The 22,931-nt window shown below is 59.3% G+C and carries 11 protein-coding genes; 1 reads left to right on the forward strand and 10 read right to left on the reverse strand.

Translation table 11 applies throughout. The features are described from left to right. Positions 1 to 154: 154 nt before the first annotated feature. The 7 genes from R0V12_RS04560 to R0V12_RS04590 form a co-directional block, all read right to left on the reverse strand. Positions 155 to 4,702, reverse strand: a complete 4,548-nt coding sequence (locus tag R0V12_RS04560) for a Rib/alpha-like domain-containing protein (protein ID WP_320072932.1) — start codon at positions 4,700 to 4,702, stop codon at positions 155 to 157. A 479-nt stretch (positions 4,703 to 5,181) separates the two neighbouring features. After that, positions 5,182 to 10,482, reverse strand: coding sequence for a Rib/alpha-like domain-containing protein (locus R0V12_RS04565; protein ID WP_320072933.1), 5,301 nt, complete (start codon positions 10,480 to 10,482; stop codon positions 5,182 to 5,184). A gap of 553 nt (positions 10,483 to 11,035) precedes the next feature. Continuing rightward, positions 11,036 to 11,875 carry an HNH endonuclease family protein gene (locus R0V12_RS04570; protein ID WP_320072934.1) on the reverse strand — a complete coding sequence of 280 codons (840 nt, stop codon included), beginning with the start codon at positions 11,873 to 11,875 and terminating at the stop codon, positions 11,036 to 11,038. Next, positions 11,859 to 13,166, reverse strand: coding sequence for an AAA family ATPase (locus R0V12_RS04575; protein ID WP_070479561.1), 1,308 nt, complete (start codon positions 13,164 to 13,166; stop codon positions 11,859 to 11,861). Before R0V12_RS04575 ends, R0V12_RS04570 begins: the two co-directional genes overlap by 17 nt. A gap of 26 nt (positions 13,167 to 13,192) precedes the next feature. Then, positions 13,193 to 17,305 carry a YPDG domain-containing protein gene (locus tag R0V12_RS04580; protein ID WP_320072935.1) on the reverse strand — a complete coding sequence of 1,371 codons (4,113 nt, stop codon included), beginning with the start codon at positions 17,303 to 17,305 and terminating at the stop codon, positions 13,193 to 13,195. Positions 17,306 to 17,390: 85 nt separating this feature from the next. Then, positions 17,391 to 18,554 carry an ATP-grasp domain-containing protein gene (locus R0V12_RS04585; protein WP_320072936.1) on the reverse strand — a complete coding sequence of 388 codons (1,164 nt, stop codon included), beginning with the start codon at positions 18,552 to 18,554 and terminating at the stop codon, positions 17,391 to 17,393. Positions 18,555 to 18,791: 237 nt separating this feature from the next. Then, the gene (locus tag R0V12_RS04590) at positions 18,792 to 20,081 is read right to left on the reverse strand and encodes an adenylosuccinate synthase (RefSeq protein ID WP_070361829.1); all 1,290 of its coding nucleotides are present in this window, start codon (positions 20,079 to 20,081) and stop codon (positions 18,792 to 18,794) included. Between the two features lie 50 nt (positions 20,082 to 20,131). Between R0V12_RS04590 and R0V12_RS04595 the strand changes: the two genes are divergently transcribed. After that, on the forward strand, positions 20,132 to 21,016 hold the full coding sequence (locus R0V12_RS04595; RefSeq protein WP_320072937.1) for a hypothetical protein: 885 nt from the start codon (positions 20,132 to 20,134) through the stop codon (positions 21,014 to 21,016). On the opposite strand, the gene R0V12_RS04600 is transcribed toward R0V12_RS04595, so the two are convergent. The 3 genes from R0V12_RS04600 to relB form a co-directional block, all read right to left on the reverse strand. After that, positions 21,013 to 22,185, reverse strand: a complete 1,173-nt coding sequence (locus R0V12_RS04600) for an FUSC family protein (RefSeq protein ID WP_070361827.1) — start codon at positions 22,183 to 22,185, stop codon at positions 21,013 to 21,015. The genes R0V12_RS04595 and R0V12_RS04600 overlap by 4 nt on opposite strands. Before the next feature lie 189 nt (positions 22,186 to 22,374). Next, complete coding sequence (locus tag R0V12_RS04605; protein ID WP_070975596.1) at positions 22,375 to 22,638, reverse strand: type II toxin-antitoxin system RelE family toxin; 264 nt, start codon at positions 22,636 to 22,638, stop codon at positions 22,375 to 22,377. Continuing rightward, positions 22,622 to 22,858: a type II toxin-antitoxin system RelB family antitoxin gene (relB, locus tag R0V12_RS04610; protein ID WP_070361826.1), complete on the reverse strand. Its 237-nt coding sequence runs from the start codon at positions 22,856 to 22,858 to the stop codon at positions 22,622 to 22,624. The genes R0V12_RS04605 and relB overlap by 17 nt, the downstream gene beginning before the upstream one ends. Between the last annotated feature and the right edge of the window lie 73 nt (positions 22,859 to 22,931).

Genomic DNA, 22,931 nt, shown 5'->3' on the forward strand with positions numbered 1-22,931 from the left:
TCGAAACAATTAAGGCCAATCGGGCAAATATAAAAGTTGCTGCCCATTGCAGTAAACGCAATAGGCAACAACTGTAATTTTCTTACCAAGACTTTAGGCAAGATTTACGAAATGTAGCCCCCTGCATGGGGGAGGAGGCTACATCACGATCCTTTTACGCCTTTGGCGTATCGGTTGCAGGTGCTTTCGGAGTGGACGTCGATACGTTGTTGTCCTCCTTAGAGGACAACTTCGTCGTCTTACCCGACGAACCCTTCAACTCCAGATCCTTCACAGAGGACTTCGGGCCATTCGGGTTGCAGTTGTCGTTAATGATCGTGCCGGCGAGGATGCCAGCGGCGATCAGCACGATACCTGCAGCGACCATGCCCAGATCCGCACCGAAGGTACGCAGCTGCGCATTAATCTGCTCAACCTGACGAGCCATCTCCGGGTTGAAGATGCCAGCCTGCTGCTGAATACGGGTGTTCACCGTCTTCAGCTGAGCCTCGACCTGACCAGCCACATCGCTGAGAACCGGGATCTGAATCTGGGAAGCCAGACCCAGCGGCAGCAGCGCAATCAGCGGCAGACCGAAGCCAACGGCAGAGGCGACACACTTGCCGGTATCAATCGAGACCTTTGCTTCGGTCTTGTTACCAGCAGCATCAGTTGCGGTGATCGTGTCGCCGGTCTTCAGATCAACACCAGCCGGAACCTCAACCTTCCAGTTGCCGTCCTTATCCGTTGTGACCTTGATCGGATCCTTCACGCCTGGGATCGTGACGATGATTTCCTCACCAGGGCGGTCGCCCTTACCAGAGATCTCCTTAGCACCAGGCTTAATCTCATTGATCGTCGGGCCAGTGGTGTCCGGGGTCTCGCTATCATTTGCTGGGTTCGAGCCACCCTTGATCTCATCCTCGTTGGTCACACCGTCACCATCGAAGTCACCCTTCGGATCCAGCAGGGACTTACCATCCTTGCCAACCAGATCGAAGCCAGCCGTCGCCTTGTTCTCGGAGCCATCGTTGTAGGTGAAACCGACGTCGACGGACGGACGAGCAAACGGAGTGAAGTCCTTCACGAACTCGGCCCAACGCTTGCCAGCCTCATGGCTCTTGATCTCCGGCAGCTTCGCCTCGATCTTGCCCTCAACATCCTTCATCGAAGGAGCCTCAGCCTTGATCACACCGTTGTCCTGCGGGGTGAACGTCCACTTATCCGCATCCGAGCCTTCGCTCGGCGTAGCGGCGACATCCTTAACCGGAGCCGTCTTACCGAACGGATCATTGGTGTTCTTCTCACCATCAACCGGAACGCCCGTGACCTCGTCGTACTTCGGTACGAAACGCTCAGCATCAGTACCAACAATAAGCTTCGTGTCAACCTTATCGGTCGAACCATCCGGGTACGTCACAACAACGGTGACATCGTACTCACCCGGCTTCGAGGTATCCGGAATACCACCCTCGTACTCAAACTTCGTACCATCAGGAAGCTTATCCGCATCCTTAATGTTGTTCTTCGGATCCGGAGTACCACCAGTCGGGACATTCTGGTCCTGACCCTGCGGATCATTCAGCTCAGCCTGAGTCGGGTTGTCCTTCACCGTAACCGTGGTAGTGACCTTGTCCTTGGTGCCATCCGGGTAGGTCACAATGACCGTGACGCCCTGGGTGCCTTCCTTAGACGTGTCCGGGGCCCCACCCTCATACTCGTAGGTCGTACCATCAGGAAGCTTGTCAGCATCCTTGATGTTGCCCTTCGGATCCGGTTTTTCACCGGTCTTGACAACCTGGTCCTGACCCTTAGGATCGTACTTCTCAGCATCGGTCTTCGGAGTCTCGGTCACCGTGATAGTCGTGGTGACTTCGTCCTTGGTGCCGTCCGGGTAGGTCACCACAACAGTGACATCCTTCTTGCCCGGAGTCTTCGTATCAGGAGTCTCCTTGTACTCAAACTTCGTACCCTCCGGAAGATCACCAACATTCTCGATGCTCTTCTCCGGATCCGGAGTACCGTTCACCGGCACCTCCTGATCCTGACCCTTCGGCTCATACTTCTCAGCATCGGTCTTCGGAGTCTCGGTCACCGTGATAGTCGTGGTGACTTCGTCCTTGGTGCCGTCCGGGTAGGTCACCACAACAGTGACATCCTTCTTGCCCGGAGTCTTCGTATCAGGAGTCTCCTTGTACTCAAACTTCGTACCCTCCGGAAGATCACCAACATTCTCGATGCTCTTCTCCGGATCCGGAGTACCGTTCACCGGCACCTCCTGATCCTGACCCTTCGGCTCATACTTCTCAGCATCGGTCTTCGGAGTCTCGGTCACCGTGATAGTCGTGGTGACTTCGTCCTTGGTGCCGTCCGGGTAGGTCACCACAACAGTGACATCCTTCTTGCCCGGAGTCTTCGTATCAGGAGTCTCCTTGTACTCAAACTTCGTACCCTCCGGAAGATCACCAACATTCTCGATGCTCTTCTCCGGATCCGGAGTACCGTTCACCGGCACCTCCTGATCCTGACCCTTCGGCTCATACTTCTCAGCATCCGTAGGAGCGGCAACCTTGAACGGGGCCTCACCACGAGCAACGATGCGCGCCTGCGTAGCCGGCTTACCCTCATCGTCCTTGACCGGATCGCCGTTCTCATCAAGCTTCGGAACCTGCAGAGCCTCATCACGCATCACAACAGGGAACGTAAACGTCTTACCCTCCTGGCCAGCCTTCGGCGTAAACGTCACCACACCAGTCGCAGGATCAACCTCAACCTGATCAGCAGTCACACCCGCAGGCAACGCACCAAGCTCAAACTTTGCCTTCTCAGGCTTCGTCTCTTTGGCCTCAGCAGTCGCCGGGTTATCAAACTCCGGTGCAGAGGAAGCCTCAACACCCTGCTTCGCTGGAACCTCCTTGTAATCAAGGTAAGCACGCGTTACCGCAAAGGCATCCATCGCCAACACAAGATCGCCATCGGCAGGCTCACCGGTAGTAGCCTTCAAACGAGCAGTAAACGTATCACCCGTCTGCGCATCAGCCGGAACCGGCAACTCACAGCTCGGAATCCTCGTAGCAGCATCAGCCGGGACTGGATCACACCTCTTGACCGACTTGCCATCCTTATCGAACCACTCAACGTAGTACTTCAAGTTTTCAGCAAGAGGCAGACCAGAAGTATCAGTCTGAACCTTCTCACCAATCGTGGCCCAGTTATCCGACGTGTTCTTATCAACCACATCAAACTTCAACGCCTGCGGAGCAAGCGCAATATTCCAGCCGGTGAAGCTATCAGTGGTTTCACCGATCAAGGCACCTTGACCGCCGAAAAGCTGCGCGTAATTACCAGAGCCCAAGTCAGCGCCGAAGCCTGGGCCAGCCCACTGGCCGAGCGACCACGGATACAGCACACCGACATTATCCGGCAGCGGCTTCTTGCCATCCTTGCCCAAGATGCTGACGTAGCTCCAATGCGAGTTGACGTGCTTAGGAGCGGAATCGGTAAGGGAATTATAGACAACATTTTCCCAGTGGCCTTCGTCCCAGGAACCAGCCAGTTTGTGCTGCTTCTCTTTGGGAACGTTCCCACCAGTGCTGTTGTGACTGTAACCGTAGATACCCTTCCAGAACAACTGGAAACGACCATCAGCACCAGTCGTGGTGGTCACTGTCTCAGCAATCCAGCCTTCCGGATCGGCTGCTACCTGCTCATTAATCCAACGCTGCAGGCCAGCCTCATCAACAGCGGTCCATTCGCTACCACGTAGGGTCTTGCCTGCAAAGTTATTTTTCGCGTACTCCTCAATCTTGGTCACTGCCTCATCTGTGAGGTAGGAGCCAACCACCTTCAGACCAGCAGCAGGAATATCCTTAGGATTAAAGGCACTTACGTCATTGTGGGTCTTACCGCCCTGCAGGACGTCAAGGTTCCAAAACGCCTGACCAGCGTAGTTACCCTGGTTACTGGACCGACCAGTGCTTTCTTGCCACTGGTCTTCCGGCAGGTGCTGCGGAAGCTTATCCTTCTGCGCGTACTGGATGGCCATACCCGTGACCTTGTTGCCACCCCACGGCCCATCACCTTGCGTCGTCGGGGTGGTAGGGGACACAATACCAAGCTGAGGGAAGATACCAGCTGCTGGCTGGTGCACCAGACGGTACTTATCCGTCAAGTCCTCCGGAAGCTCAGTCCAGACACGAATCTTCTCACGCTTCTGATCACGCTTGCCGCGATCGTTACCAGTGGTCAGACCAACAGATGCATCCGCATCAAAGAAACGGGTCACACCGTTTGCATCAACATACGGCGCCATCTTAAGGGTGAAGTTACCGTTTTCATCCGACTCGGTGTAGTACACCGGCGACGAGTGCTGAGAGTTCTCGCCCTCGTACCACTGGGCGTACACCTTGACACCCGGAATCGCGTGACCAGTGGCCTGGGTTTTCTCGAAACCATTGCCGGCAAGAGAACCAGGGTCCACGATCTCTTTAACGGAGCCGGAGATCGTGCCTTCCTGGCTCGCTTCACCCGGAGAGTAAATCGCCTTCTCGTCACCACCAACGGCAGGTACGTCAGCCTTCGGTGTATCCGCATTCTGGTTCTGCACGGCAGCTGGCTTTTCCTGAGCAAACGCAACTGGCTGCGCCAGTGGCGCTACTAACGCAAACGACAACGCGGCTGCAGCAATCGATGTGCCACGACGCGCCCTGTATGAGTTTCGCATGAAGATTCCTTCCATTAATCCAAGCGGTATGACTTTCAATTCACCAACCAAATCGCTGAATAAACTTCCAGACAAAAATGATTTTGCATGCCAATTAAAAGCCATTCACCAGAAATTGTATCAATCCATACAGGCCACAGATTACGTACAGTTGTTTTCTAATCTTGCAGGTCATAGACTTACAAACGTCGATTTTCGGCCTTCATATAGCCCATTTTTGGGCCAGTTAGTACGTTTTTATACATCTAAATACATACCCCCCCCCCCCCCGAAACGTCATCACACCTGGTTTCTAGCCCAAAATTACATATGTGGCGTACCTGTTCCCCAAATAGCCCAATTCATAAAATAAATAAGCTGTGGCCCGTTACACATTCGATAACGGGCCACAGCTATAGCTTTTCTTAACAGACCTTCAGGCTTGCTTCACGCAACCTGGCCCCCTACTCGGGGGTGTAAGCGGGTCGCGCGGCAACTTGCTACTTTGTCAGCTTGTCATCCTTCTTCGCGTGCTCCGACGACAACTTCGTCGTCTTACCAGACGAGCCCTTCAGCTCCAGGTCCTTCACAGAAGAGCTCGGGCCGCCAGGCTTGCAGGCGTCGTAAATGAACGTGCCTGCCAGGACACCAGCTGCGATCAGTGCGATGCCTGCGACAACCATGCCGAGGTCCGCACCGACGGTGCGCAGCTGCGCGTTGATGCGCTCAGCCTGAGCAGCCATCTCCGGGTTGAAGATGCCAGCTTGCTGCTGGATGCGAGTGTTCGCAGTCTTCAGCTGCGCCTCTACCTGTCCCGCGAGGTCGCTCAGCACAGGGATCTGAATCTGGGAAGCCAGCCCCAGCGGCAGCAACGCAATCAACGGCAGACCGAAGCCAACAGCGGATGCTGCACAGGCACCAGCGTTGACCTTGCCAGCAACCGTGACAGTCTTCGCCTTGTTGCCGTGGCCGTCCCTCACATTGATCTTGTCGCCTTGCTTGAGCTCAACACCCTTTGGCAGGTTCACGGACCAGTTGCCGTTCGCGTCGGTCGTGGCCTCAAGTTCCTTGCCATTCGGCAACGTGACAATGATCGTCTCGTTCGGGCGGTCGCCCTTGCCGGAGATCTTCGTGTCACCAGCCGTAATCGGGTTCACCGTCGGCGCGGTGGTGTCCGGCTTCTCGCCGTCGTTTGCCGGGTCGGAGCCAGCCTTGACCTCAGCTTCATTCGTGACGCCGTCACCGTCGAAGTCGCCATTCGGATCCAGCAGCGACTTGCCGTCCTTGCCGATCAGGTCGAAGTTGGCGGTCGCGCTGTTCGTCGAGTCGTCTTCGTAAGTGAAGTCAACCTCGACAGCCGGGCGGGCGAACGGTTTGAACGTCTCGAAGAACTTATCCCAACGCTTCTCGACGTCAGTGCTCTTGAGTTCCGGCAGCTTCGCCTTGAACTCGTCAGAGACATCCTTCATCGACGGCGCCTTCGCCTTGAGCACGCCGTTTTCCTGCGGGGTGAACGCCCACTTCTCAGCGCCCTCAGGCTTCTTCGCCTCAACGCTCTCCACCGGCGCCTTGGTACCGAACGGGTCGTTGGTGTTCTCCTCACCATCAACCGGAACGCCCGTGACCTTGTCGTACTCCGGCACGAAGCGCTCAGCGTCGGTACCGACAGTGATGGTCGTCTGCACCTCGTCGGTGGAGCCGTCCGGGTAGGTCACAACAACAGTGACGTCGTAGACGCCCGGCTTCGAAGTATCCGGGGTCTCCTTGTACTTGAACGACGTGCCCTTTGGCAGGCTGTCCGCGTCCTTGATGTTGCCCTTCGCGTCCGGGGTGCCGCCCTTCTCGACCTTCTGGTCCTGGCCCTGCGGGTCGTGCTTGTCGGCGTCGGTCGCGTTCTTCTGCACCTTGACGTTGGCGTTGACCTTGTCGGTGGTGCCATCCGGGTAAGTGACGACGATGGTCACCGGCTTGTCGCCCTCAGTGGAGGTGTCCGGAGCCTGCTCGTACTCGAAAGTCGTGCCCTCCGGCAGCTCGTCGATGTTGGTGACGTGGTCCTTGGCTTCCGGCACCTCATTCGGCGCGACGGTCTTGTCCTGGACCTGCGGCTCGTAGGTGTCGGCGTCGGACTTCTTCGGCTGCGGCTTCGGATCCTCCGTCTTCGGCTCCTCCACCTTCACGGTGGCCTGTACCTCGTCGGTGGAACCGTCCGGGTAGGTCACGATGACGGTGACCGGCTTGTCGCCAGCGGTAGAGGTGTCCGGATCTTCCTTGTACTTGAACGTCGTGCCCTTCGGTAGGCTGTCAGCGTCCTCGACGTTGTTCTTCGGTTCCGGCTTCTTGCCGGTCTCCACCGTCTGGTCCTTGCCCTGCGGGTCATGTTGGTCAGCCTGCGTAACCTTATCCTGAACAACGACCTTGGCTTCAACCTCGTCGGTGGAACCATCCGGGTAGGTCACGATGACCGTGACCGGCTTATCACCAGCGGTAGAGGTATCCGGATCGTCCTTGTACTTAAACGTCGTGTCCTTCGGCAGCTTGTCAGCATCCTTGACGTTGTCCTTCGGTTCCGGCTTCTTGCCGGTCTCAACCGTCTGGTCCTTACCCTCCGGGTCGTACTGCTCAGCCTGATCCTTAGCGACCTTCACGGTCACCGGCACCTCATCGGTGGTGCCATCTGGGTAGGTCACAACAACGACAGCTGGCTTGTCACCGGAAGTGTCGGTCTTCGGAGCTTCCTTCCAGGCGTACTCGGTGCCCTCCGGAAGCTCATCCTTGTTCGCGACCGAGTCCTCAGCCTTCGGCTCGGAGTTCTTCGCAACCTCCTGGTCCTTGCCGTGCGGGTTGTACTTACCTGCCTGGCTTTGCACCGTGATCTTGAAGGTCTTCTCAACCGGCTTACCATCCTTATCAACGACTGGCTTGCCGTCGTTGCCCAGCACCTTCACGGTGACCTCGGCAGGCTCACCCTCCGGCGTCGGTGTTGTCGGAGTGCCCTCAATCTGGCCCGTCTCCTTGTTGTACTTCAGGCCATCCGGCAGCCCCGTTACCTCAACGGAACCACCAGTAGGTAGCTTCTCAACCACCACTGCGATCGGAGCAATCGGCTCGCGGACGGTAACGGTGGCGTCATCAATATCTCCGATACTCGACGGCGCAGAATTTGCATCCTTCGATTTCGTACCGGCCTTCTCCTCGTCGACGTCGTCGATGCCGTCACCATCGTCATCCGTGTCGTCGACGTCCGGCGTGCCGTCGCCATCAGTGTCAAGCTTGAACACCGCCTCAACTGTATCTTCCGTGCCGTCCTTGTATGTAACAACGACGGGCACCGTGACAACCTCAGCCGTGTCATCGGCAGGCTTCTCCGGAGCAGTCACCGTAACCTTTCCGGTCGCGGGATCTACATCAACCGTGTACCCGGCCGGGGTTTCAAAGTCTGGATCCTTCTTGAACGAAACACCTTCAGGGTGCTCTACGGCGGTCTCCGTAACAGTTCCATCAAGCTGCTGAGCAAAGAACTTTGGCTCAGTCGAAGCAGGTGTTCCTGGAACCACACGCTGCTCATCGTAGGCTGGTTCAACTTCGTCGCGTTCACCAGCAATACGCACAGGTGCAATCGCGCCGTTCGTCGTACCGTCGGAGTATTTGACCCGGACAGGGATTTCTTCAATGTCACCAGGCTTGAGCGCATGGCCGTCACGTCCGTTCGGACCAGCCGTGAATGTGACTGCACCGGTCTTCGGGTCGACAGCCACGACCCAGCCCTCTGGGATCGCGTCCTCGACGACCTCAAACGTTGCGCCCTCTAACCGTTTGTCATCGGCAGGAATCGCCTCACCCGATTCGAGGTCAACAAACGTCGCAGGCTTTGACGAGGTTTCCTCGCCGATACGCGCAGGGGTTTCCTTGTACTCCGGCCCGACCTCTGCCGCAATGCCAACCACGGCGGTGAACGAGTCGGACCCAAGCGGGATACGTGCACCGTTCTCGTCCAAGCCATACAGCGTCGCCGTGTAGATGGTCTTTTCCTTGAGGTCCTCAGGAACACTCACAGGGCAGTTCGGCAACGTCCCGGCAGAGGACGCAGTGAGGCCGTTGCCCTCACCACTTGGAAGCAGCTTGCCTGATGAATCGGCACCCTTGCAGACCTGCAGGACCTTGCCGTTCGAGTCCGTCCACTCAACCTCATACAACGCGTTCATATCCGCCGCTGGCAAGCTGGCGGTCTGCGCGAACGTAGAATCACCCTTCCGCGCGAACTTCGTCTTCGAATCGTACTTTGCTACTTCAAAATTGATTCGGTTCGGGAACAGGACCATGTCCCACGAAGAAATGTTGTAGTTAGGGGTGCGGAGTACTGCTTGCATACCACGCATATCGAATTGGTCGGCTGGCTCAGACGTCGCCAGGTTCGACACACCCCAGTTTGTGGACGTCAACCCCTGCCACACGTTTCCACGCCAGGCGCCCATGTTGGACGTTCCCTCTGGCAGGTCGGGTGCCTCCACGTACATCCAGTCCCAGTTCACGTGTTTGGCGTCAGCATAGAGATACGCAGTGTTCGCCGTGAACGTGCCATCGGCCGCGTCCTTCGCTACCGTTCCGGCCAGCTCCTCCGGAACGTACCCCGGTTTGTTCGGCAAAATGCCATACGTCCCCTTGAACTGCAGGCGGTATTCGCCATTACCGTCCGTCGTCGTGGTGACCTTTTCTGCAATCCAGTCAGGGTTTTGCTTAATCTGGTCGCGGATCCACGCTTGGAGTTTCGTCTCATCCTGGATATCCCAACCTGCACCGCGAAGGGTGTGGTCCTGGAACTCTGAACCACGGTTCTCCTCAGCGTATTTAGTAATCGCGTTCACAGCCTTGTCAGAGAGATACGCACCGACAACCTTCAGACCTTTGACCTTGCGGTCACCGCTTGAACCAGCCAGATCTTTCTGAGCCTGTTTGCCCAGACCTTGGTTCAGGTTCCAGTACGCTTTACCTGTAATGGCTCCGCCGTTCGACCACGGCATCTTCTTTTCTTGCTCCGAGACCTCACGCCATCCGGATTCTGGCCCAAGCATCTCCTCAGGCTTCGACTTACGGACGAAGAGTTGGTGCGCGCTAGACACATAACCAGTCGGGGTATTCCAGTAGACACCACCAGTGGTATCAATAACCGTTCCATCGGGCATGACGCGCTCACCGTAGCCACGCGCAGCGCGGAACTCGTTGCGGTCGTACCCATCAACCCAGATCTTTACCCGCTGTCCACGCATTCCTGCAGTGAAAGCGTACTGCGCCCAAAACTCGCGATATTGGCCGGTCGGATCCAGGTACGGACGCATGTTAATCGCAAACGTACCGTCTTCATTGACCGTCGTTTTATAGATAGGTGAAGCCACGTTGGGTTCGCCACCGGTGGCCGACTTGTCAGGCTTTTCAAACCACTGCGCGTATACGGTAGCGCCTTTGAAGTTTGCGCCGGTTCCTGAGTTCACAGCTGGCAGCGCTTTGCCATACTCTGGCAAGCTCGGACCCCATGAGCTACCCGGTAGCTGGTCGAAGACCATGGCGTTACCGCTAATTGTGTGCTTTCCACCGCTGATGCCTGGCGAGTAGATCGCGCCGTACGGATCGGCATCGTTCGCTGCTGCTTGCTGGGCGCCCTTGTCAGCGCTTGAGGCAGGAGCAGCAGAAGCCGGCGGGTTGTCTTGTGCAAACGCAACAGGTTGAGCCAGCGGGGCCACCAGTGCAAAGGACAACGCCGCGGCAGCAATCGAAGTGCCACGACGTGCCGTGATGCTCTTTCGCATATGTTTCTTCCTTCTTCCCGAAGATCTGAATGTCCAGAAAGTTGTGTCCGTGCCCGTCAATAAGGCGCACAGACCTTTCCCGAAACTAAACAATATCGACAGGAGTGCACTGTTCTAGGAATCCTTTTTCGCGAGAAACTTGCGCAATTCCGCCCGTATTCAGCGCCTATTCGACCGTAATCCACGGCAGCCTGCATCGACTCAAACTGAAACCCCATCCCCGGCCGGTTACTTTTCTTTTGGTTAAAGCGTTTTAAGAATGAATTGATAACGGCCCTATTTCTTTTGACTTTCAACAGCAGCCAAGCGGATTACCGCCAAACATTCTTTGAGCCCCAACGGGAATAAAACCTAAACACATCGAACGAAACACAAACGTAGCGCTCACGACATTTGCATCAGACCTTTAGTTCAGCGTCTTATCCGGTAATTGCCGAAACGAGTTCCTCCCCGAGTTTTCCAGACAAAGATCAGCCAAAGCGGTGGCGAGAAATCTCCAAGAAGCGCAAAACGCCCCCTAATAGGGGCGTTCTAATAGTTGATACAAGGCGGTTTACTGCGAGTTTTCAACGCAGAAGCTGAGGTAGACCGACGGAAACTCCGGAGCTTTCTCCTCAAGCGTTTTGAGCCGCGCCCTCACAATCTTCTGGCGTAGCTGGCGTCGGCTCACGTTGTGGTGCTTGCGCGACTGCTCTTCGATCGCACTAACAAGGCCTTGTGTCAAGAGCGCGTACAGCTTTGCCCTACTCTCCTTCAGCCAAATGGCGTTGAGGTTGAGTACATCGTTGAGAACGTCTTGCGCGGCCTTCATTTCCTCTTCGCCGGGAAAATATGCCGGGTTTGGGCGCACCGTTCCGTCCCTTTCCACGACAACCAGGCTGCCGAGCTCAGAAGCCGATGGATCGCGTTGTTCGGCGGTGTTTGGGTTTTTCAATCGGGCGCAAATGTCAGTGTTTGCCTTACTGGTATCACAATGGCGGCTCACCGCACCTGCAAAGTCAGCCTGCCCTGCACACACCGCGAGCAAGTTGGTGAGTTCCAGAGAAGATTCGTGCAATTCGTTGCATCCCGCAGCAGCCCTGCACTCATCACTAGCAGACACACTGCTCTGAGGGTGAAAGTGCTCAATCTTATTCGTTGGAGCGCGGCGCGTGTCTGCTTGAGATTTCTTTGAGGTGCGCCGCTTGTCGTTGATCCTTCGTTCGCAGTAGGCGCACCTGTATCCCTGACGATTCAGCAGAAACGCACGGAGCTTATCCTTGCCTGAGTAATCATGGAACTCCAAGCCCTGGCGAAGCGCACGTTGAAGCTCTGCGCGCAGCTGCTGTTCTTCTTGGTTGTCCTGACGGCGCTGAATAAACACTGTCGGTTCCCCCCTAACCGTCACCTTCAAGAAACAGATACGCATCTGCTTCCAATAGTTCTGGTACAAGGTCGAGGCCGCCGAGGGATTCCTCAATCCGTCGGCGCAATCCAAGGGCTTCCTCACTATTGCCTTGCCCGGCGTGAACCATCTCCATATAGGTGGTGAGCATCCTGCGGTTCGCTGTATCCGGTGTAGGATCCACCCCCTGGACTCGTTCGATTACCGTCTCAATATCAAGGCCCTGTGCATACTCGGGTGTGTGCGCCTCATTGTCAACGAGAGCCCGGACTGATGCCGTCTCCGCGTTGGCAATGACCAACGGGCTGTGCGTCGTCACGATGAACTGTACGGCGGGAAAGGTTTCCAACAGCGTCGGCAAAATCTTCCTTTGCCACGATGGGTGTAAGTGCATGTCCACTTCATCAATGAGCACGATGCCGGGAGTCTGGCGCCGCAGCTCCTCACCAGAAAGGTGTGGGTTGAGTCGGCCCATACGAGTAGCGATATCAAGCGCTAGACCAGCACAAATCTTCGTGCCAGTTGCCATCAAAGAAAGTGGCAGGGTCCCATGTTGCTTGTGCGTAAGCACCACGGACTTCGCCTTCCGGTCCCACCGGGCATTCCCCCACCCTGTTGGCTCAAGGATGCTATTGCACGAGTCAAAGATGGACTGCAGCTGCTGTGCATCGGCATTCGTCTTAAGAGACTCGTCAGCGCTGAGCGCGTCGAGGCGCTGCGCGTCCAGATATTCAATGTATGACGAAAGCTGGTTCAAATCCGAACGAGGATCCAGCACATTGTCGTAGGCCGATAGACGGGAAGTGGGCACAGACGCCTTGCGCGGAATCTCCTTCACTAAGCGCTCGACACCATACGCTGCAAGGAGCGGAGCGGTCTTCATACTCGCGTCCGCGATAAGCTCCTCTTTCAAGGACTCACAGTACTTCCGGAATTCAGAATTCGCCCCAACTGTTTTCCGCTTCGGCCCGTTGAGTGAGCGCGTCATCTCAAAACGTTCATTGCCACATACCAAGTCAGCATTGACGGACACCGGGTAGTACGGTTCCACCTGAGACACGCGGTTGTTGTTTCCCAACTGTGGCGCTAAGTGCGCGTCGTCCTGCTTGATTCCAACTGCTTGGTAGCCGAAAACCCCAACTGGCACCGAAAGGATGATTTTCAATGCATCCAGCACTGCAGTCTTTCCGGCACCGTTCACACCGGTAAGAACAGTCAAGCGCTCGTGAAAGTGGAGCGAGAACCGTTCGTAGTTACGAAAGTTCTCAAGCTCTAGGGTTTCAAACCTCCACTCAGACATGCGCTTGACTATACCGGAACCGACCTCTACTTCTTACTGCTCAGCCCGTCCTTGTTCACCTCTGGCCCACACTGCGTGTAGATCAACGCGCTGAGCGCCACGCCGAACGCCAGCAGGCCCGCGCCAGCCAGCGCGATCTCCGGGTTCTTCACGCCGGACTGGCCGCCAGGGCCGAACGCGTCGGCCATCGCCTTGCGCATCGGAGCAAGCGCCTGCTGCACACCAGGGATCTCCTGCGCCGCAATACCCAACGGCAGCAACAACAGCAGCGGCACGCCGGCTGCGACGGAAACGGCGATGCACTTCTCCACTTCCCAGCGCTCCGAATCCTCGGACGGCGCCGTCGTGGGCGCAGGCGTAGTGGTCTCGGTTGGCTGCTCCGGCTCCGCGGTCGGGGTCGGGGCGGGCACGGCGAACGGGTTCGTGCGCTGTTCCAACTCGTCGAGGTTGGACACGCCGTCGCCGTCGGCGTCCGCGGTGCGGTCCAGCAGTGGGTGCTTGTGGGCGTCGAGAAGCTCGAAGGCTGCTGTGGCCAGCTCGACGCGGCCGTCTTCGTGCTCGACGATGACGTTGACCGCCGGGCGAAGCACGTGCTGGAAGTCCACCGCGAACTGGGCCCACACCGGCGGGCGCAGCTGCACCACACCGTCGCGGGCGCTGCCGTAGGCCTCCTCGAAGAGCGCGGCCAGGAACTCCTGCGACGGCGCAACCGCGTGGATCTGGCCGGTGTTCTCGTCGAGGGTGAACTCCCAGCCGTGCGCGCCCGCTGGGGCGTGCATCTCGTAGCTGCGCACCAGCGCCAGCGAGTCGGCGAACGGGTCGCGCGTCATGGCGCGTCCGCCCATGTCAACCGGCACACGGCCGAGCGCGCTGTTCGGATCCGCGTAGTTCGCGCGGGCGTCCGCCGGCGGAATCGGGACCGACGAGGTGGTCGGCACTGGGGTGGTGCCCGGCGCGGTCGCTGGGGTGGTCGGGGCCTGCGAGGTCGCCTCGCTTGTCGACGTCCCCTTCGTCGTCACCGGTGCTGGTTCAGGCGTCGCGGTGGACGTCGACACCGTCGCCGTAGGGGCAGCTGAGGTCGGTGTGGTGGAGGTCGGCGCTGTCGTCGTGACCGGGGCGGCCACGCGGACGCGCACCGGGATCACGTCGGAGGAGCCGTCCTTGTAGCGCACCGTGATATCGAAGACCACGGTGCCCGGGGTCGCGTGCTTCGGCGCGTGCAGCTTCACCGCATCGCCTTCGACGGTAACGCCCCAGTCCAGCGGCCCGCTGACGGAGACCTCTGCATCCTTCGGCAGGGCATCGCCCAGGTTGTCCAGCGTGATATCCCCGTTGGCCTTCGTCGTCGCGCCCTGGTACTTCGGCGTGTAGAGGTCCGCGACGTTCTCGGTAACGCGCAGCGGAATGCGGCCAATCTCTTCGCCGGTAGAGAGCGCGGAGACGACAATCACGTAGTCGTCGCCAGGCTTGGTCTCCACCGGGACGGTCAGCAGCATCGCGCCAGAATCCAGGTCCAGGTCTACTGAGGCACCCTCAACAGACTTCCCTTCGGCACCGATGCGCTCCAGTCGAGCCTGTGCGTTGCCGGCGTGCTCCACCGTCGGAACCAGGCGCTCCTGGTGTGCACCCGCCGCTACTGACTGCTGCTCAACCGTGCTCAGTACCGGCAGTGGCATGCGAAGGCGAACCTTCGCCACGCCGCGGATCGGATCCTCGTACGGCACGTGTGCCACGACCGGGACCTCAACATCAGTGAGCTGGCGATGCGAAACATCGACCGTGAGCTCGCCGGTGTCGGCGTCGATAGTGACGCCCTCCACGGGGCGCTCCAGCTCGAACTGGGTGCCCTCGAACGTGAGCTTCTCACGCTTCTTCGTCGCGCGATCATCGAACGTCGGTGCCGGGAACTTCGCCGTCTGCCCCGGCTCCACCTGCTGCTCCTTGTACTCCAAGGCGTACTGGGCAACGTGCGGCACGAATGTCGCAATCGCGGCCGACACCGGACGCGAGCCCGGGCCCTGCGAACCCTGCGCATCATAACGCTGGATCTTGTTACTCGGGTCCAGCATCTCCACCGGGATCTCAATGCGCTCGCCAACCTGGTCCATGCGTGGCGTGAAACGGACCACGCCCTCATCATCCACGCTCACCTGGGACGCGTCAACCCCGAACGGCAGCGAGCCCAGCTGGAACTCCGCGCGCTCCGGCTTCTCCTCCAACGGATCCGAATCCGGGTTATCGAAGCTCGGCGTGGCAAGCGCCTGCCTACCGACGGCCGCCTGCACCGGATCCCCGTACTCCAAGAACATGTGCGTCACCGCAAACGAATCTTGCGCCAGCATCGCCTGCACGTTGCCAGCGTCCGACGCGTAGAACAGGCGGGCAATGTACGTATCGCCCTTCTTCGCATCATCCGGCACCTTGAAGTCACACGACGCAATGCGCGCCTGGTCATCCGGCGTCGTTGCCTTGCACTCGTGAACCCGTTCGCCTTCATCGTCATACCAGACGATTTTGTAGCTCAACCCCTTCGAAAGCGGCACGCCCGAACCAAACGTGCGAACCGTCTCCCCCGGAGGCGCCCAGTTATTGAACGTATTCCGCTTCTCCACGTGGAACTTCAAGGGGGCCGTCGATAAAGCGTAGCGCGGCGAGCTCACCAGCGTCGACCCCGCGTACGCCGAGCCTGCCCAGGCCTTCAGCCACGGCACATCCGAGCCCGACCAGTAGTCGAAGTAGCCACCACTCGGACCTGGGCCGCCCCAGTAGCCCAGTGCCCACGGGTGGATCGCACCGACGTTGTTCGGCAGCTCCTTGCCGTCCGGCGTCAAAATCGAAATATAGGTCCATTCCCAGTTGATGTGCTTGGAATACATATTGCCCTTGGCCCACGAGCCTTCATCCCACGACTCCGCAACCCGGTGATGCCAGCTTCCTACCAGACCGGGATAGCTGTAAGTGTCACCGTAGGTACCGCGCCAGTACAGGTTGAAATCGCCGTTCTCGTCGGTCCTGGTCATCGCCGTTTCCGCGATCCAGCTCTGGTCCTTCGCAACCTGCTCATTAATCCACAGCTGCAGCTGCTTCTCATCCTCCGGAGTCCACGATCGGCTACGCACCTTCTTGCCGAACTGCTTCTTGCCATACTCGAGCGTCTTCGCCACTGCCTCATCCGACAAGTAGGAGCCGACCACCATCATCCCAGCAGCCGGCGCATCCCCCGCATTGTTCGTCATCGACTCCTGGTAGCGCCGGTTATACGGCGTATCCACCGTATTCCAAAACATCTGCCCCGTGTACACACCAAACGGAGTTCCCGAGCCGTCATTCTCAACCCACTTCGAGCGGTCCTTCAGATGCTGCGCCGAGTTCCTCCGGTCCTGGTACGCCACGAAGAACCCATTCACCTTGCCGCCACGCCACCAACCATTCGTTTCATACGAAGGCGTCACATTGCCCAACCAATTCGTCGGCGGCACAATACCCGCCGGTTGATGAATCAGGCGGTAGTCATCCCGGACGCTCTCCGGCAGCTCCACCCAGACGCGCAGCTTCTCACGCAACTGATCACGCCCGCGATCACCCGAACCAACCACGCCGACCGTCGCATCCGCCAAAAACTCACGCTCCACCCCACGCGCATCCACATACGGCTGCAGCTTCAGCGAAAAGTTCCCGTTCTCATCCACCTCCGTATAAAACGTCGGCGACGAATGCTCCGTATACACGCCCTCATACCACTGCGCGAACACACGAATCGGCTCCCGACGCACCGGCGCCCACGTCCCCGGATGCAACGCCGGCGTCAAATTCCCCGAACCATCATCAACCATCACCGGCCGCCCCAGCGGCTCCCCCTTGCGGTTCGTCAGCACCTTCGCCGACGCACTCACCGTCCGCGCCGAACGCGCCACCTCCATCGGCAGCTTCACCGAACCACTCACCGTCGCCGGATCATCCGGATTCCCCGGCGAAAACAGCGCCTCCGTCGAATGCAGCGCCTGCGCATAATCCGGCGCAACCACGTTCAGAAACGGCTTCGCCGCCTCCACATCAATCTGCGCCGACGCCTGCGGCACCACAATTGACGACGCCACCACCGCAGCAACCACCGCCATACCCAACCGGGAAGTGTTCATGCGCAGACAACTCCATCTCTAAAAAAGATTGCAGTAATCTGTCAATTAAACCAGTAAACTAGTCCAAATCCAACACGGGCCCGGTTCAGAGGCGCGACGCCGCCAGCGTCGCCCGGTCCCGCGCCTCCTGCGCCGACTCACCAGTCGACGTCACCACCGCAGCACCATCCACAAAACGCACACCAGTCTCCGCGACCGACATCGCCTTCGCCAGATCGTCCACGCTCGGGACAACATCCTCCACCAGGACCATTGCGCCCGGGCTGACCAAGGTGGCGTCAATAGGCAGGCCAATGACCGCCCTCGCGTGCAACGAACACTGGTTCAGGCGCTGCGTCGCACGCGTCAGCAACCCATCCAGGGACGGCCGCGGCCGCGCATCCGAGAAGTACACCTCATCACCGGCCACGAACATCTCCACCGCGTACACACCCTGCCCGCCGAGCGCCCCCGTAATCCTGGCCGCAATCGACCGGGCGTTCCCCGCCGCAGCCTCCGACAACACCGCCGGCTGCCACGCCTCCACCAAACGGCCGCGCTCATGCCGCGTACCGATCGGCTCACAGAACCACGTCGCCAACTCACCCGTCGCCGGGTCCACCGAACGAGCCGCCAAAATCGTCAACTCAAAATCAAACTCAATAAACCGCTCCACGACCACCGGACCCTCCGGGTCCACCTCCGCAGCCGCCTCCCACGCTGTGGTTACCTCCGCGTGCAGGTCCTGCTCGCTCCGCAGCACCGTCTGGCCCTGCCCCTCCGACGAGCGCCCCGGCTTCACGACGACCGGCAAACCCAACCGCAACGCCGCCTCCTCCAGCTCCTCCGGAGAACGGACGAACTCACAACGCAACGTCGGCAAGCCCAAGGAATCCGTCGCCGTCGCACGCACGCCCTCACGCGAACTGCACAACTCCTGCGCCTCCACCGACGGCGCCACAATCGACCCGGCGCGCTCCTCCAGTTCCTTGAGCACCTCCGGGTCCACCCCGGCTCCCGCCACCGTCAACGACGGATACCGCTGCTGCATGTCTTCCGCTGCAATTTCGGAGGTGTGCAGGTGCGTCACGTCAAACCCGAGCTGCTTGAAGGACCACGCAAGCTCCTCCTCAACCACGCTGTCGCCCAGCACCAGCACTTGGCGAGGGTCACACCTCAAATCCCGCGCGGGGTCGAGCTGAGTGATGGGCTCGTTGTCGAGCTGCTGTTGCTGCTCTGACTGCTGCTCTTCGGGCATTGCTGCGTTCATAGTGGTCAGCATATTCAGCTGCGTATGTGGCGAGCAAACTTGAGAGGGGAAGGTGTGCTCTCGAGCGGAGTCGGCAAATTGTGAACAAATTTGCTTGTGTGCGCTGTCACAAAAAGCGCAATTTTGTTCACGATTTTCCGAATAAAGTTGAGAGGCATATATCCACCCCCTCGCCCCGAGCAAAAAAGAGGACCTGGGAGCGTCTCCCAGGTCCCGAACTTCGAAGGAAGCAGAAAGCTAGCGGTCCATCACGTCGAAGCGGACGATGGTCTGGTCACGGCCAGGGCCGACTCCGATGTAGCTGATCGGCGCGCCGGAGAGCTCCTCCAGGCGGAGGACGTAGTCCTGGGCCTTCTGCGGGAGCTCCTCGAAGGTGGTGCAGCCGGTGATGTCTTCGTCCCAGGCCGGCATCGTTTCGTAGATGGGGGTGGCGTGGTGGAAGTCGGACTGGGTCAGCGGCATTTCGTCGTGGCGGACGCCGTCGACGTCGTAGGCCACACAAATCGGGATTTCGCCGATGCCGGTGAGGACGTCGAGTTTGGTCAGGAAGTAGTCGGTGAAGCCGTTGACGCGGGCGGCGTAGCGGGCGACGACGGAGTCGTACCAGCCGCAGCGGCGCTTGCGGCCGGTATTCACGCCGACTTCGCCGCCGGTTTCCTGGAGGTACTCGCCCCACTTATCAAACAGTTCGGTTGGGAACGGGCCCGCGCCGACACGAGTGGTGTACGCCTTGACGATGCCCAGGGTCGCCGTGATCTTGGTCGGCCCGATGCCGGAGCCGACGCAGGCGCCGCCGGCGGTCGGGTTGGAGGAGGTCACGAACGGGTAGGTGCCGTGGTCGACGTCGAGCATGGTGGCCTGGCCGCCCTCCATGAGGACGTGCTTGCCTTCGGCCAGTCCGGTGTTGAGGACGTTTTCGGCGTCGATAATCATGGGCTTGAGGCGTTCGGCGTAGGACATGAAGTAGTCCATCATTGCGTCGGCCTCAATAGCGCGGCGGTTGTACATCTTGACCAGCATTTGGTTCTTGACGTCCAGCGCCGATTCGATCTTCTGGCGGAGGATTGATTCGTCGAGGATGTCTTGAACGCGCAGGCCGACGCGGGCGACTTTGTCGGCGTAGGTGGGGCCGATGCCGCGGCCGGTGGTGCCGATGGCGCGCTTGCCCAGGAAGCGTTCCTGGACGCGGTCGAGTGTCTGGTGGTAGGGCGCGACGAGGTGCGCGTTGCCGGAGATGCGCAGGCGTGAGGCGTTGGCGCCTCGGGCTTCGAGGCCGTCGATTTCGTCGAAAAGCGCTTCGAGGTTGATAACGACGCCGTTGCCCAAGATCGGGGTCGCGTTCTCGCTGAGCACACCTGCCGGCAGTAGCTTAAGTTCGTACTTTTCGCCACCCACAACAACCGTGTGACCTGCGTTGTTACCGCCGTTGGGTTTGACTACGTAGTCGACTTTCCCGCCGAGGATATCGGTGGCTTTGCCTTTCCCCTCGTCGCCCCATTGGGCGCCGACAATGATGATGGCGGACATTCTCTCTCCTTTAATAGGCACTAATCCGGGCTTATTGTAGCGTGAATGGCATGCGTCTTCTTCATTGTGCGTGTGCTAGCTCCCTCACAGTTCCGGGTGCGGAGGAGGTCACACTGTCGGAGGTGCCGTCGAGAAGTGAGCTTTCTTTTCTTCTCGACGCCGCCAGCTCCACCCTCCCCCACGACCCGACGCCGAGCCTGGCGGAGATCCAGAAGTCGCCGTCGGTGGAGCACCTGGGTGCCCCGCAGCTGGCGCCGCAGCGGCCGGAAGAGCGGCTGCGTGTGGTCGTGTCCGGCAGTGATGCTGCACTGAGTGCGGTGCTGACGCGGCTGATGCGCGCGGACGTGATGTGGGTGGAGGTGGCCTACCTGCCCACCGATCCGGCGTCGCCGGCGGCGGTGGCATGGGGTGCGGGCTCCGTGGACCTGGCCGTGGAGGGGCCTGTGGTGCCGTCGCCGTGCATTAGGACGGACACGGGCGTGGTGGTGGCCGGTTCGGCGACGCTCTCCCACGGGGATGGGCGCAGCGAGTACGTGGGCGAGATCGTCGTGGACTCGCAGCAGCTGGTGATGCGCACCGGCGAGGAGCCGTCGGCGCGGTTCTTCGGGCAGTTCGGGGCACGCCTGGTGCCCACACCGGATGCGCCGGGCCTGGCGGCGTCACGGCTGGTCACGCCGCTGGTGGTGCCGGAGGGGCGCCGCGTGGACCCGCAGCGACTCGAGGGGTTGGCGGGCATGCCACTGGGTGGGATGTTTGTGAAAGGCAAAACGGTCGCCCCGGCCCTCACGGACCCGGCGACCGTTCTGACTGGCCGGGCTCTACAGTCCGGCGGGGAGGACATCACGCTGGTGGTGGATGGTGTCGCCCACCCGCGGCCGCTGCAGCGGGTGACGTTCTACCGCCACCTTCGCGACATCCAGTCGGTGCGCGGTTAGTCCAAATCGAAGGACTCCGGCGGGTACGCTGGCGTGTCCGACGTCGGCGCCAGCGCCGCCAGCGCGGACTCCCTCGACATGCCGCACACCTGCAACAGGTCCACCGTCAGCGAGCGCGTCTGCGCCAAAATCGCGTACTCCGACAACACAGCGTCCTTCTCCAGCATGTCTACCGAGGAGCCCTGCGCCACCGCTCGCAACTCGTTCACGATCTGCGGGATCACCGTTGCCTGCGCACGCCGCGACTTCACCTCGTACACCTCAGAAATGTCCAGGCACGCCTTAGCCAACACATCGATCAACTCAATCTGCTTCGGCGAGACGTGGTCCCCGTCCTCACACAGCACCAGCGCCCGACGCGCCAGCACTCGGCACGAACGCACCGCGTTATCCACCGGCGGGATCACCAAGCTCAGGGAATTAATGTAGCGGCGCGCGCCCCACAAAAACGGAGAAATCTTCGTTGTTTCCTTGCCCGCGTTCACCGCCGACGCCATATCGTCAATATCCGTCTGCGACCCGCGAATCGCCTCCAAAGCATCATCGATCACCAAGGGGTCGCGGTCGGTGAGGCCGGAGGCGACGTCGTCAAGCACTGAACTCATCAACCCCATCAAGCTCGAAATCTCCGCGCGCACCGGCTCCATCGGCCCCTGCGGAATCAGAGCAATCGTGGCCAACGCCACCATGCAGCCCACCGCCGCGTCAATCGTGCGGTCAAAACCCGTCACCTCCGCACCGGGCGGCATAATCGTCGCGATCAGAATCGAACCAATCGCCACCTGGTTATTCACCAACTGCGACTTCGAAAAGAACGACGCAATCAACAAACTGCCCGACACAATCGCCGCAATCTGCCAACCCCCATCCCCCAACCTGTAAAACAGCGAATCCCCCACCAGCACGCCGAGCGCACAACCAATCGAGAGGTCAATCGCCTTCGTAATACGCTCCCCACCCGACATGCCAATAATGATCACCACCGAAATCGGGGCAAAAAATGGCTTCGCGTTGCCAATAATGTCCCCCGCGATCCAATACGCAATACCCGCCGCGATACCCATCTGCAGAATCGGCAACAGGCGCTTACGCACACGCATCAACCGCGCCTGAATCGACTGATCCACCGACGCCAACCGGGCACGCGTACCCATTCTCTCTTTCGCCATGCCATAACCATAGCGCCCCGGGTGGTCGTGCCGTTTTCGCTCGCTTTTCGTTTTGGTCGACCTCTTAGCGTTGACCAATGCAGGTCAGCGCGAAATCGGGATTTTGGCGTCGAAAAGCCTCAAAATGCCGTGACCTGCGCTGGTCGACCGGAGGAGGTCGACGGGAGCGGCGCGGGTGAGGGCGGTCCACTACCTATAAATTTCTCCACGGTGCCCAACATCAACCACCAACACCGTCACGATGTCATCTTGAATCTCAGCAATTACCCGATAGTCCCCGATACGCCACCGCCACAACCCTGACATTCCACCTACAAGGGCTTTACCGCGGACGCGTGGATCATTCAACCGCGACAAATCACCCAAGACTTGAAAAAGCCGACGCTGTACCTGCTTGTCTAACCGCCGCACCGCCTTTCGTGCCCTAGGCGAAAACTCAATCTGCCAGGCCACACTCGGCCTTTAGCTCATCGAGGGTAACAGTTTCCAGCTCGCCCCTACGAACAGCTTCCGCCTCAGCCTGAAGCTCGTAGATGTATTCAGCGTCATCAAGATAGGCCTCAATTGCCTCACGGATGTAGAACGCCTTTGGCCTACCTGTCTTTGTAGCAAGCTCGTCAAGCCGACGCTTCTGGACTTCGTCCATTCGCAAACTAATCACCGATCCACTCATGTATACATGTATACACAAGCCTGCCAAGCCTGTCACCCCAGGCCAGCAGTCCCTCGACAGCAAATACAAAATA

Source organism: Corynebacterium sp. UMB2355A, from assembly GCF_033877495.1.
Taxonomy (GTDB): domain Bacteria; phylum Actinomycetota; class Actinomycetes; order Mycobacteriales; family Mycobacteriaceae; genus Corynebacterium; species Corynebacterium pseudogenitalium.

Coding starts and splice junctions, on each gene's coding strand:
- R0V12_RS04595 (WP_320072937.1), top strand. CDS start 20,132: ATGCGTCTTCTTCATTGTGCGTGTGCTAGCTCCCTCACAGTTCCGGGT.
- R0V12_RS04600 (WP_070361827.1), bottom strand. CDS start 22,185: ATGGCGAAAGAGAGAATGGGTACGCGTGCCCGGTTGGCGTCGGTGGAT.
- R0V12_RS04580 (WP_320072935.1), bottom strand. CDS start 17,305: ATGAACACTTCCCGGTTGGGTATGGCGGTGGTTGCTGCGGTGGTGGCG.
- R0V12_RS04590 (WP_070361829.1), bottom strand. CDS start 20,081: ATGTCCGCCATCATCATTGTCGGCGCCCAATGGGGCGACGAGGGGAAA.
- R0V12_RS04585 (WP_320072936.1), bottom strand. CDS start 18,554: ATGAACGCAGCAATGCCCGAAGAGCAGCAGTCAGAGCAGCAACAGCAG.
- R0V12_RS04575 (WP_070479561.1), bottom strand. CDS start 13,166: ATGTCTGAGTGGAGGTTTGAAACCCTAGAGCTTGAGAACTTTCGTAAC.
- relB (WP_070361826.1), bottom strand. CDS start 22,858: ATGAGTGGATCGGTGATTAGTTTGCGAATGGACGAAGTCCAGAAGCGT.
- R0V12_RS04560 (WP_320072932.1), bottom strand. CDS start 4,702: ATGCGAAACTCATACAGGGCGCGTCGTGGCACATCGATTGCTGCAGCC.
- R0V12_RS04565 (WP_320072933.1), bottom strand. CDS start 10,482: ATGCGAAAGAGCATCACGGCACGTCGTGGCACTTCGATTGCTGCCGCG.